This is a genomic window from Deinococcus malanensis, assembly GCF_014647655.1.
Taxonomy (GTDB): Bacteria; Deinococcota; Deinococci; order Deinococcales; family Deinococcaceae; genus Deinococcus; species Deinococcus malanensis.
The window spans coordinates 146,771-158,773 of sequence record NZ_BMPP01000001.1; the positions used below are offsets into that span (position 1 = coordinate 146,771).

General features: G+C 65.6%; 9 protein-coding genes. 6 read left to right on the forward strand and 3 right to left on the reverse strand.

Annotation, left to right across the window (positions count from 1 at the left end):
• Positions 1-47: 47 nt before the first annotated feature.
• A complete protein-coding gene (rpmE, locus tag IEY49_RS00835) occupies positions 48-266 on the reverse strand; it encodes a 50S ribosomal protein L31 (RefSeq protein ID WP_012692645.1) in 219 nt (72 codons plus the stop codon).
• A 93-nt stretch (positions 267-359) separates the two neighbouring features.
• A complete protein-coding gene (locus IEY49_RS00840) occupies positions 360-1,352 on the reverse strand; it encodes an ADP-ribosylglycohydrolase family protein (RefSeq protein ID WP_189003627.1) in 993 nt (330 codons plus the stop codon).
• Between the two features lie 66 nt (positions 1,353-1,418).
• Here IEY49_RS00840 and IEY49_RS00845 point away from each other — a divergent pair, with 66 nt between their 5' ends.
• The 4 genes from IEY49_RS00845 (at position 1,419) to IEY49_RS00860 (ending at position 6,568) form a co-directional block, all read left to right on the forward strand.
• Positions 1,419-1,940, forward strand: a complete 522-nt coding sequence (locus tag IEY49_RS00845) for a DUF4388 domain-containing protein (RefSeq protein ID WP_189003628.1) — start codon at positions 1,419-1,421, stop codon at positions 1,938-1,940.
• Positions 1,941-2,021: 81 nt separating this feature from the next.
• A complete protein-coding gene (locus IEY49_RS00850; protein WP_229780562.1) occupies positions 2,022-2,756 on the forward strand; it encodes a hypothetical protein in 735 nt (244 codons plus the stop codon).
• A gap of 547 nt (positions 2,757-3,303) precedes the next feature.
• The gene (locus IEY49_RS00855; protein ID WP_189003630.1) at positions 3,304-3,822 is read left to right on the forward strand and encodes an NUDIX hydrolase; all 519 of its coding nucleotides are present in this window, start codon (positions 3,304-3,306) and stop codon (positions 3,820-3,822) included.
• Entirely contained in the window at positions 3,806-6,568 is a 2,763-nt protein-coding gene (locus tag IEY49_RS00860; protein ID WP_189003632.1) for a valine--tRNA ligase, read from the forward strand. Before IEY49_RS00855 ends, IEY49_RS00860 begins: the two co-directional genes overlap by 17 nt.
• Before the next feature lie 61 nt (positions 6,569-6,629).
• On the opposite strand, the gene IEY49_RS00865 is transcribed toward IEY49_RS00860, so the two are convergent.
• Entirely contained in the window at positions 6,630-7,232 is a 603-nt protein-coding gene (locus tag IEY49_RS00865) for an HD domain-containing protein (RefSeq protein ID WP_189003634.1), read from the reverse strand.
• A gap of 594 nt (positions 7,233-7,826) precedes the next feature.
• On the opposite strand from IEY49_RS00865, the gene IEY49_RS00870 reads away from it, so the two are divergent.
• Entirely contained in the window at positions 7,827-11,048 is a 3,222-nt protein-coding gene (locus IEY49_RS00870; protein ID WP_189003636.1) for a hypothetical protein, read from the forward strand.
• Positions 11,048-11,818, forward strand: coding sequence for a hypothetical protein (locus tag IEY49_RS00875; protein ID WP_189003638.1), 771 nt, complete (start codon positions 11,048-11,050; stop codon positions 11,816-11,818). The genes IEY49_RS00870 and IEY49_RS00875 overlap by 1 nt, the downstream gene beginning before the upstream one ends.
• The last annotated feature ends 185 nt before the right edge of the window (positions 11,819-12,003 follow it).

Genomic DNA, 12,003 nt, shown 5'->3' on the forward strand with positions numbered 1-12,003 from the left:
CGTAAAGAACCGCCCCACCAGGGCGGCGGGGCGGCTGAAGATCCGGATTACTTCTTCTTGTTGCGGTAGCTGTCGCCGAAACGCTTGTTGAACTTGTCCACGCGACCCTCGGTGTCCACGAAGCGCTCTTCGCCAGTCCAGAAGGGGTGAACGCCACTCCAGACATCCACGTGGATCTCGGGGCGGGTGCTCAGGGTTTCCATAACGACCTTGCCCTGGTAGATGATCTTGGTAGGAACTGCTTTGGGGTGGATATCCTTTTTCATATTTGCCTCCTCCGCCACGTCTGCCAGGAAGACCTGGATGTGCGTAGCGGGCAACCGTAGAAATATAGCATACCCCCAGGACCGCAGGTTGTCTCAGGCCCGCTGGGCAGCCTGGACAATGTCAGGCAGATGCTCCAGGCACAGCCAGTCCCGTTTCCAGTCGGGCCAGCTGTGTCCCAGGCGCAATGGAGCAAGCAGCGGCCCGGGAACAGGCAGGCCACGCGCGCCGGCAAGGGCGCCGACCACGCAGGCCACCGTGTCGCTGTCATCGCCCAGCAGCACCGCCGGCTGCACGCATTCCAGCCACGACCCGGCCCTGGCGTGCTTCAGGGCTGCCTCCAGGGTATCGAGTACGAAGCCGCTCTGGGAGGTAAGCAGACCGTCGAGGCCTGCACGCACGCGCCCCCGCACACTGGCTCGGGCCTCCCGGTCGCGGCCGCGGAACGCCATCTGCGCCCGCAGCGTGGCAGTGCTGAACAGTCCGGCGTCCAGCAGCGTGGCCTCTGCGTTCAGGGCGTCCATCACCCGCAGGCCGTGGGCAGCAGCATCGGTAGAGGAGCCGCCGCTGGACAGCGCCTCCATGCAGGCGGTCAGCACCACCGAGGCATGCACGCAGCGCGGGTCCGCGTGGGTCAGGGCGGTCAGGACGGCGGATTCACGCGCCAGGTCATCGCCCCGGAAGCCCGCGATCCAGGCGGCAGCCACGCGCATCAGGCCTCCGTTTCCCGCACTCTGGAAACCGCTGGCCTCCCACGCGTGCACCCCACCGTCCGGTCCCGCGTGCTGCAGGGCCGCTCGCGTCAGGCCACCTACATCCGGTGGACCGGTGGCCAGCCACTCCTGAAGGGCCCTCCACACTCCACCGGTTCCCTCACCCCGCGCGTACCCCAGCAGGGTTGCGACCACCATCTGGCTGTCGTCGGTGGCTTCGCCGGGAGCGAACCCGAACACGCTGCCTTCCTGGTAGTGGTCGAAGGGCAGGGTGTAGCGCGCATGAATCACCTCCGGAGTCTTGAACTCGGTGGCCGCGCCCAGGGCGTCAGCGGCGCACAGGGAAAGCAGCGTGGACAGCGCGGCGTCAGGCATAGGCGGCATTGTCGCATGTGTCTGCCAGATGCAAGTGCGGGCAATCGGCATTACACTGCGGGGCATATGGTACGCGGCGATCTGACTGTTTTCCCGCTTCTGTCCGTGATGCAGATGTTGCTCGCCAGTGGCCGGGCAGGAAGACTGAGCTTGGATCATCCACGTGGCGGACAGCTGTGGCTTGACCCTGGTGAGCTTGTGCACGCCCAGGCCTGGACCCTGAGCGGAGACGCCGGGTTGCAGGTGGTGTGCAGCGTTACCGAGGGCACCTTTGTCTTCGAGGCGGACGAGCCCGCGCCCAACCGCACCCTGGCCTTACGACGTGACGCAGCCCTGAGGCGCATGCTGGACGACCACGAAAGCTGGACCCCCCTCCTTCAGGCATTCCCGGACTGGGACCGCACCCTGCGCTTTACTCCCCGCTGGACCGAGGCGCAGCCTGTCACGCGTGCGCAGTACGAGGCCCTGAGCCGGGTGCAGGGGGGGACGACCGTGCGCAGTCTGCTCGAGCGCAGTCCGCAACCACCGCGGACTCTGCTCGAAACGCTGCGCCCATTTCTGGCTGCGGGCCTGATCGAGCTTGCCTGATGCGCAGCGCCCTGCTGATCCCGGTTCTCGCATTCCCACCATGCCGGGTCCGGCATGCTCCATGATGTACCCGGAGGAGTCATGAGCGCCATTACACGAGGGACCCCGGACGATACCCGGCGCGAACGTGAGGACGTAGGACGCGAGGCGGCAGCAGGCCCGGCAAGGGCAGCTGCTCACCCGTCCTGGCGCTTTCAGGACCGCTTTGAACTGTGGATTGACTGGATGGTCCGTGACTCAGCCGGACACTGGCACCCGCACGAGAGCGTGCTTCAGCGCAGTTACCGCACCCGGGAGGACACCCTGCTGCACGCCGAGCGCATTATTCAGCGCGGCGACTTTCCGATGCAGAGCCGTTCGGCGGCACCTGTCACGCTGATCCGCAACCGCCGGGAAGCGCTGCTGGTGGCCTTCCGTGCTGCAGAGGGGGACGGGGTCACATTGATCCGCGAGGTGCTGTTTCCGGTCGGGGAGTATGCCCTGAGCCTGAAAGTGACCCGCGAGCGCGTGGCGGACGAGGTCCGGACCAGTTTTGCGCATGCCGGAAACCCTCTGCGCAGCCTGGCTGGCCAGACGGTGAAGCTGACGGTCCTGATCGAGCATCCCTATGACGTGCTCAGCCGTGCTGAAGGGGTCTTGGAAATGGGGGAGCTCGGCGCGCGGGTCGGCTCTGAGGTGCTGACCTTTCAGGGTGGTGCGGGCGTGACTGGCGTGCCCTACCGGCAGGCCACGGTGGCGGTTTCGCGCGGTCTGATGAAAAAGCCCATGCTGTACCGCTTTGAACTGCTGCAGGGACCGGAAGAGCCAAGACTGTAGACCGGTTCTGCCGACCGGTGGCTTCCTGACTGCATTGCCGGTTACTCTGTCTGGCTGTCTGAGAATACCCGGCAGGGTGATTTGTGGATTCAGGGTGAGGCCGCGCGTATCTCGTACCTGCCCGTGGCACCGGGTAAAATCATCCGGGTCGTGCACCTGCAGATGCTGCGCTGCACGGGCGCTGGCACCATCCGCCAACAGGCCGATTGAAATCCGGACCCCGAGACCCGTAGACTTCCTGGGCAGTGACCGGGAAGAGTACCCGGGATGGCCCCGACAGGGAGCCCTGGGCCGCGACTGAGAGCCTGGGCCGGACCGCCACCGGAGAACGTCACCCGCGAGCACGACGGAAGAACGCCCCTGTCACACCGGGGGCCAGTAGAGCCGTCCGGGTGCGCCCGGTACAGCGCGCCAGAGCGCCCCTGACGATATGCAGGGGAAACGCGGTGGTACCACGGGACTCTTCCATTCGTCTCGTCCGCACAGAACCTGTCACAAAGGCAGGTTCCGGCGGACGGGATTTTTTTGGCCCGCACGGGAGGTTCGGATGACGCAGACAGTCGAACAGACGGGATACGCGCTGCCCTTTCAGGAAGCGCGCGCCGCGGCGCAGGGCCGGGGTTTGCGGGAACGGGTGCTGGTGTATGTTACCCGCCGGCACGACGAACTGCTGGTGTTCGAGCACACTGCCGAATATCCGGACGCAGGCGTGCAGGTGCCGGCCGGTGGTGTGGACCCTGACGAGACGCCAGACCACACGGCGCGGCGCGAAACGCATGAAGAAGTCGGCCTGAACCTGGATGCTCCTGTCCATATGGCCTCCTGGCTCTGGACCCGCGCAGAGAAGTCCCAGGTGTGGCACTACTACTGGCTGCGCGCGCCACTGGACACCCCCAGCCGTTGGGCACATCACGTCAGCGGCGGGGACGACGACCAGGGCATGACTTTCCTGTGCCGTTTTGCGCCGCTCGATCACCCCGAACTTATTCCCGGCTACGGCTACGAAGCCGCCCTGCCACAGCTCAGGCTGCTGCTCAAGGAGAACGCACATGACCGACACGACTGATCACCTGACCGAGACCGAAGGGCCGCTGGCCAAGCAGTTCGAGCCGCAGAGCGTGGAGCCGCAGTGGGCCAGCCGCTGGCGCACCGAGCCGTTCCGCGCTGACGCCAGCAGCGGCCGTGAGCCCTTTACTATCGTGATTCCGCCGCCCAACGTGACCGGAAGCCTGCACCTGGGACACGCGCTGGACAACACCCTGATCGATACCCTGATCCGCTTCAAGCGCATGCGGGGCTTCGAGGCGCTGTTCCTGCCGGGCACGGACCACGCCGGGATCAGCACCCAGGTGGTCGTGGAACGGCAACTTAAGGAACAGGGGCTCAGTCGCTACGATCTGGGCCGGGAAGCGTTTCTGGAGAAGGTGTGGTCCTGGAAGGAAGAGTCCGGCGGCACCATCCTGAACCAGCTGACCCGGCTGGGTGTCAGCGCCGACTGGACCCGCGAGCGCTTCACCATGGACGAGGGGCTGTCCAAGGCGGTGCGTCATCAGTTCGTGCGGCTGTACCACGAGGGCGCGGCCTACCGCGGCGAGCGCATCGTGAACTGGGACCCGGCCAGCCAGACCACCCTCTCGGAACTGGAAATCGACCGTGAAGTGCGCAAGGGCAAGATGTACACCCTGTCGTACAGGCTGGCTGATCCCGGTGCAGCGGCCAGCAATGGTGAAGCCGGCGAAATCCGCATTGCTACGGTGCGCCCGGAAACGATTTTCGCGGATCAGGCCATCGCGGTGCACCCGGCCGATCCCCGCTTTACCCACCTGATCGGTCAGCAGGCGCGCATTCCGCTGACGGACCGTACCGTGCCGATCATTGCGGACGAAGCCGTGGAGATGGAGTTCGGGGTCGGTGCGCTGAAGATCACGCCTGCACACGACCCCACCGACTTTGAGGTGGGCGAGCGGCATGGCCTGGCACGGCCCAGCGTCATTGACCTGCAGGGCCACCTGGCTGGTGAGCTGGTTCCGGAGGCCTTCCGGGGGCTGGAGCGCTTCGCCGCGCGCAAGGCGGTGGTCAAAGCCCTGCAGGAATCCGGTGAACTGCTGGAAGAGAAGGACCACGACACGGCCATCGGCCTCAGCGAGCGCACCAAGGTGCCGGTTGAGCCCATCGTGAGCACCCAGTGGTTCGTGCGCATGAAGCCCTTTGCCGACCAGGTGCTTCAGGGCCTGGACAAGGGCGAGATCAGACTCACGCCCGAGCGCTACACCAAGGTCAACCGCGACTGGCTGGAAAACATCCGCGACTGGAACATCTCCAGGCAGCTGTGGTGGGGACACCAGATTCCGGCGTGGTATGACGACGAGGGCAACATCTACGTGCCAGACCCTGAGAAACCGGATCTGGACTGCGACAAGGACCCCCGCTACGCCCACCAGACCCTGCGCCGCGATCCCGATGTGTTCGACACCTGGTTTTCCAGCAACCTGTGGCCGTTTTCCACCCTGGGCTGGCCCGACACCGACGCTGAGGACTTCCGCAAGTTCTATCCCACGCAGGTGCTGGTGACCGGCTACGACATCCTGTTTTTCTGGGTGGCCCGGATGCAGATGGCCGGCTACGGCCTGACCGGTCAGGCGCCGTTCTCGACCGTCATGCTGCACGGCCTGTATCTGGACGCCAAAGGCCAGAAGATGTCCAAGAGCAAGGGCAACGGGGTGGACCCGCTGGAGCTGTTCGACCAGTACGGGGTGGACGCCTGCCGCTTTGCCTTCACCTTCCTGTCTACCGGCGGCCAGGACATCAAGCACGACCCGCGCCGCTTCGAGCAGGGCCGCAACTTTGCCAACAAGCTGTGGAACGCCACCCGATTTGCGCTGATGCGCCTGGGTGAGGCCGCGGCGAATCTGACAGACGATCATGACCTGAGTGCCTACGTGCGCCGCGCCGTGGTGCCCGGCAACGCTGACCTGCTGCGCAGTCAGGAGGTGCTGGGTGTGCTGCGGACCCGCGACGATCTGACGCTGGCCGACCGCTGGATTATCAGCCGACTGAATGAGGTGACGCAGGAGGCGACGGCGCAGCTCGACGCCTTCGATATCGGGGCCGCCATCCGCACGCTGTACAGCTTCACCTGGGACGAGTTCTGCGACTGGTACATCGAGGCCGCCAAGCCCGCGCTCGCCGAAGGCCGCCTGGGTACCCTGGCGACCCTCAAAGCTGTGCTGGAGCACATCCTGAAGCTGCTGCACCCCTTCATGCCGTTTATCACCAGCGAGCTGTACGAGGCGCTGGGGCACCGCCGGCAGCTGGCCCTGCGGGTCTGGCCTCAGGTCAACGAAGCGCTGCATGACGCCGAAGCCACCCGCGCCTTCGACGCCCTGCGCGCCGCGGTGAGCGCAGCGCGCAGCCTCAAGAGTGAACTGGGCCTGAGCCCCCAGGACCGCCTGGGCGTGATGGTGGAAGGGGACCAGGCGGCCACGGTGCAGGAGAACGCCCGTGTGGTCGAGAGCATCGCCCGGGTGACCGTGGTCGACAGCCTGGAGGGCCGGACCCTCAGCGCCGTCGAACAGGGCGTGATTATCCGTGCGCCGCTGGAAGGCACCGTGGACATTGGTGACTGGCTCGGTAAGCAGAAAAAGCGTCTGCTGGAGCTGGACAAGCAGATCAGGCAGGCGCAGGGCAAGCTGAGCAACGAGGGCTTCGTGGCCCGCGCCCCCGCCGAGGTGATCGAGGAGGAACGCCGCCGCGTTACTGACTTCAGTGCCCAGAAAGAGCGTCTTGAACAGGTGCTGGCTCAGTTCGAATAAGACTGAAGCTGAAAGAGGAGCCCGCACTTCGGTGCGGGCTCTTTGCTCTTGCTGCCGATCGTTACGCCAGCAGTCGCTCGCAGAGCCCCGGGAGCAGCCGATAGACGTTGACGCGGCAGGCCTGATCGAAGTGCGCCTTCAGGCTCAGCTGGGCGCGCCACTTGTCGGCCGTCCGGGCGTTTACGCTGTAACGCAGGGCAACGTCCACCATGCGCTCGTGCACCGTGCAGAAGCCGTCTGCCAGGGCAAGCAGATCACACAGCTGGAGCAGCCGGTCTTCCTCGGTCTGATGTGCCTGCCCGACCAGGATCTCCAGCCGGCGTAGTTCCTCAGGCGTGCCGTCCCACTCGCCCTGCAGGGTGTCCAGGCCCGGCAGCACAAACGAGTGCGTCAGGGCGATGCGCGCGGCGTCCGTGAATCCCAGCCCGGTCAGATAATCATAACCGTCCAGAATATGACGGTCCCGGTTGGGACCCGTACGCCGTCCGATATCGTGCAGCAGGCCCAGAACGTAAGCCCGCTCAGGATCCAGCTCAGGATGCCGTTGGGCAATATGACGGGCCGCCAGTGCGACCTGCCGCGAATGGGCGACCCAGGGCCCGGGATTGAGCAGCCCGGCTTCGAGCAGAAGATGTTCAGCCACGCTGCAAGGCGGAAGACTCATGGGGTCAGTCTGGCAGTTCTGGGCTTCCTGCTCCGGCCTTGCTGCCAATGCAAGCGAAAACGCCCGGAAGAGCCAGCAAGAGCAACGGTAACATAGGTTATGTTTGACCAGCGCCGGAAGGATGGGGGTCAGGGTGGACCGGCCAGGGCCCACGCGCAGTTGCCAGAGGGTGCCACGCTCCTCCCTGGGCGCCCTCCGGTCGTCAGCTCACAGGTGAAGCGGGTCGTGCCCGCGAGGCGCCCGGTAGCGGGGATTGCCCAGCATGCCCAGGCTGTAAAGGCCGCCCAGCGTCAGGCGGTCGGCCCTCTGAAAGCTCTCCCTCAGGCGTACGCACAGACCACCCTGCCGCGGGTCAGTGGCCGCAAGACTGCCGTTTCCGGAATGCGGATTCAGCCTGTGCCAAAGCCCCGGGTCCTGCCTAAGTCGGCTGCGGCTCTGAGTTTCCCTGTACAACCCATGGTTTCCCCCTCAAGAAGCCCTGCGCGGACCGCCTTTGCTGCACCGAAACTGAACCGCCGGAAGCTAAAAGCCGCAGGGGTCTGTGCCCGAAAGGCACTGAAGGCTGCCGGACAGCGGCGAAAGGTAGCCAATGTCATGGCCGGTGCCTTCCTGAAGCGCAACCGCGCTCAGGTGCGGCTGGTCCAGCGGCAGGCGCAGTCCCTGAGCCGGCAGATCCGGACGAATGCGGCCCTTGCCCACAAGCGCGTGCTCGCGGGGGCGTCCAGGCAGCAGGGCGTCGTCCGTACTGGAGTTGCGCAGCAAAAGGGACGTGCCCGCGCCCGTGCGGCGGCGGCCAGTGCACAGCTTGCCGCACGGCATGGGGGGGCCATCGCGGCCCTGCCGCTGGCGACGCAGGCTGCAAAGGTCAGAAACCAGCAGCAGCACACAAAGACGGTTCAGGCGGCCCGTGTGCAGGTGCGTACCCAGAAAACAGAGGTCCAGGCAGCCTACGAGCAGGTCAGGGTGCTGTACGGGCAGGCGGGCGATCAGGTCGGGCAGGTGGCACGGGAGCGCGCCGAGACCCAGGCACAGGCTTACGAGGCCAACGTGACCGGAAAGGACGACAGTCTTCTCGATGGTCCGCTGACCGACAACCGCTGGAAGGCCAGGGCTGGCGCAGCGCGTGATGTGGGCGCGGCCTACCAGCCCGGCTTCCGCGAGAATGCCGACGAGGAAGCCGATCATCTGATGGGCCCTGAAGGCGGCCTGGGCAAGGACCTCAAGAATATTGATCTGGCTCTACAGGACACCGAGAAACTGCTGTGCTCGCAACTGGACGCCTCTGACATAAGGCTGAGGGCGCGCGAGCGGCGGGCCCGGCAGCAGGCGCAGCAGGCCTACCAGAGCCTGAGCGCCGCGATCCGGACCCAACTTGCAGGCACACTGAACAGCCTGAGTGCCGTGGAGAGCGCACAGATCAGTGTCATAGCCTCTCAGGCCCAGGCGCAGACCGCTGCTCTTCAGGGACAGGTGGGCAATGCCACGGCGGCTGTGCACCGCAGCGCGGCTCAGATCGCGGCCCAGCTGGAGGCCAGCCTGGGCGCCTTCGACCGGCAGGTCCGCGGGAGCCAGGCTCCGGACCCGTCGCAGTTGCGCGCGGCCCTGGCGCGGACCCAGCAGGGAATTACCCGCAGCGTGCAGCGCTCGCAGCTCAGCCTGCGCCAGGGCCTGACCCGCGTGACCACCGGACTCAGCCAGGGAGCGGCGCAGGCAGAACAGGGTTTCGGGCAAACAGCCCGGGCTGCCGTGGTTCAGGGGACCCAGACAGCCGGACAGTTTGACCAGGGAGCGCAGGGCATCGTGACCCAGGCCCTGGCCCTGTTTCAGCGCCTGCAGCAGGAGCATCAGCAGGGCACTTCACAGGAAAGTCAGACCACCGGTGCCACTCTGGAACAGCTTGGTCAGGGCCTGGAGACCCTGTACGCCCGCGCTTTGAAGGGCCTGCCTGCGGAGCTGCGTGCCACTGTTCCTGCGCTGAAAGGTGCCCTGGAACAGAACTTCGCGCAGGAAGACGTCAGCATCCGTGAAAACGCTGCAAAGGCAGCTGCGCAGGTGCAGCCACGCTGGAAGTCCTGGGTCAAGATCGCCCTGATGGTCGCGGTGATTATCGTCGTGGCCGTGGTGGCCGGACCGGCAGTCATTGCGGCGGTGGGTGCCATGGCGGGCGCACTGGGCGCCGGAGCGGCGGCTGGGGCCATTGGAGCGGTGGTGGGCGGCGCGCTGGTCGGCGCGGCCAGCGGCGTCGTGATGCAGATGGGCAACAATGCGGTGGACAACATCGGTCTGGCTGACGGAGACCGCAAGAGCCTGTTCGACGGGGTAGGCAAGGCAGCCCTGATTGGCGCGGCGGGGGGTGCGCTGGGTGGAGCAGGTGGCCTGATTGCAGGGAAGCTGGGCAGCGCCGGACTGATCGGCAGTGGGCTGACCCAGAAGGCAGCAGGATTTACCATCAGCACCAGCTTCGACCTGGGCGGCAACGTGGTGGGCGACATGATCGGCGGCGCCTCTCTGGGCGCGGCGCTGAAAAACCTCACCAGTCCCGAAGCCCTGATGATGCTGGCCATCGGGACCGGTGTAGGCGCGGCGAGCACCCGTCTTCCAGGCGCTGCCGGACGGGTGCAGGTCAGGGCGCACAAGGCGGGCAGCGCTCTTGGGACTCGGGCCGGTGACCGGGTCAACAACGTGACCGGAAACCGTGCGGGTGTGATGCCGACCGCATCCGATCCGCACCTGCCCGGCAATTCCAGCGAGATCACCGGGTTTCACTTCGGCCGGACCCAGGTCGCCCATTCGCTCACGGCCCACCCGAATGACGTCCGCATCCATCAGCGCCACGCGGTCGAAGCGCGTGCGGATACCAGCGTGCCCGGGCAGCTGAAGAACCGCGTACAGCGCCTGACGGGTGACGACGTGACCACGGTGGGCAGCCGACGGTGGGAACTGGAAATCGAGGCCCGCAAACATGGTGACATGGCTGCCTGGCGCGAGGCTGAGGCGCAGCGCCTGGGCAAGGATCACCCCGATACGAAGCGTCTGAGCGCTGAAGCGCGCAGCCTGCGGCGTCAGGAAGCCAATTATCTGGCCCGCGCGCAGACCGCCGGAGACCGTGTGGGAATGGGCATCATCGAAAATGCCGATTTTCCGCACCTATCTCCTGAGGAATACGCTGCCTTCCGCAACCGCATCGATCAGGCTGGACCGACCGAGGTGTGGCCCATCCGGTACGAGCGCTACCAGAAGAACAAGCTCAACGCGAGGCAGAGTGCGGAGTCCTTTGAAAACTGGCTGCCCAGAGCCCAGCGTGCCCACGCCAACCAGCTGCGCGGCCTGATGCAGGAGAACGCGGCCATTGACGCCACCGGGATGGAGAACAACAACTACAACACCACGCGCGATGGAGATTCCAGGAAGCCGGTGGTGTATACCACCAGCGTGGACGGCGTAGAGGTCGCCGTGCGCCCCGACGCCGTGTCCGACACTGTGTGGGCCGACATCAAGGCGCTGTCCGGGGACGTGGATGTTCAGCATTTCACCCGGCAGTTGCGTGCCGAATACGAGGGGGCCCTGAGCGAAGGCAAGAAATTTATCGTCGTTCTCTCCAGCGACTCACCTCAGGTCCGCCCCAGCGGAACCCTGGCCCGTGAGGCGGCGGGTGAGGATCTGATTGTGCTGCGCCGTGACCCTGCTTCTGGTGAGTGGTACAACTGGGAATCGATCGGAAAGGACCGGATGGCCTGGAAGCCGGTGCCGCTTGAGGACGTGCGCCAGCTGGTGGGCTCGGGCAGCGTGGACCCGCAGACGGCTGGAGGACAATGATGCACATGGAACAGCTGGGCAGTGTTGCCATCTCGCTGGAGGAGGCCCGCCACGGCAAGGAAGGCCGGCTGGCGGACCTGGCCGTGTTTGAGCAGCTGCTGGCCCTGCTGCTGGCCCATGACCTGCCTCCCGAGAAGTTTGACCTGTACGACGACCCGGATTCCGGAAAGCGGAACGTGCCTTTTGACGAGGAGCACTTTATACGGCTTCTGGCAGATTCTGACGCGCACGCTCTGCCGGTATTCTTCCGTCGTACGGCACCGGCCTACGAGTTCTCGGTCGGTTCTTTGGTGCGTCCGAGGCTCTCTCCGTTCGCTGTGTTTTCTGACAGCGGGCCGCGCAGCCTGGAAGACCTGTTTCGCTTTGCGGACGACCTGTGTGCCCTGTTCCAGCCGGTCTACGGCGGGCTGGCCTTCGACTGGCCAGGGGAGTCCGAGCAGGTGACGGCCTTCAATCAGATGCTGCGAACCCGCACCGTTCACAAGTACGGGTTCGAAAGTGCAGCCGTGCGGAACTATGTCGGACCGGAAATCAGGGACCGGTTCGACTTCAGGCAGTTGCAGGACCTGGGCGCCCACGTCGTCGAACTGCCCGGGAATGCAGTTCGGATCGACCTCACTCAGCGCCCCTGGGACGCATCCTTTGAAGTCCTGTACCGCCAGATGCAGCGGATCAATTCCTCTCTTGCCGCGCAGGGTCTGATGGGCGATTACTCCAGGTCTCTGTTGAAAAAGCCGGGACCAAACTGGCCTGCCGTGTCTGTGTCGTAGCAGGTGCCCAGGCTCAGCCTGCCAGCGTGCGGCAGAGGGCTTCCAGCCGGACCCGCGAACTTACAGGGTTCACCTGCCTCAAACAGAACACCAGGCAAGGACGCGTAGATTGTGGACCGCCGCCAACGAACTGCGCCTGGGCCTCCTGCCTGTCCGGACAGCCCCGCGCTTTCCAGGCCTGGCTA